This is a genomic window from Pseudomonas sp. IT-93MI4, from assembly GCF_949767635.1.
Classification (GTDB): domain Bacteria; phylum Pseudomonadota; class Gammaproteobacteria; order Pseudomonadales; family Pseudomonadaceae; genus Aquipseudomonas; species Aquipseudomonas putida_A.
Map to the genome: position 1 here is coordinate 1 of NZ_CATKPP010000053.1, position 243 is coordinate 243.

The following is a 243-nucleotide window of genomic DNA, read 5'->3' on the forward strand; positions in this document are numbered from 1 at the left end:
ATTGTCCTCGGGGTGCAGAACGGCTTCCTCGACCCGGCCACACTGCCCGGCGGTACCAGTAAACTGACCATCCCCAGGCCTGTGGTGAAGCCATGGGTAGCCAACGACGAGGCCACCTGGAAGTGGGTGGGCGATATCTCCGGCGAGGAACCCGGGTCCCGCACATTCAATGCCGTAACCGCCCAGCAAGACTGGGTCATCAACCTGGACGCCGCCTTCGTCGCCCAACACATCGAACCGAAC

At 63.0% G+C, this 243-nt stretch carries 1 protein-coding gene; it reads left to right on the plus strand.

Features of this window, described 5'->3' with window-relative positions:
• On the plus strand, positions 1–243 hold a 243-nt coding region (locus ACM6I7_RS19130; RefSeq protein ID WP_414889048.1), incomplete at both ends, for a hypothetical protein.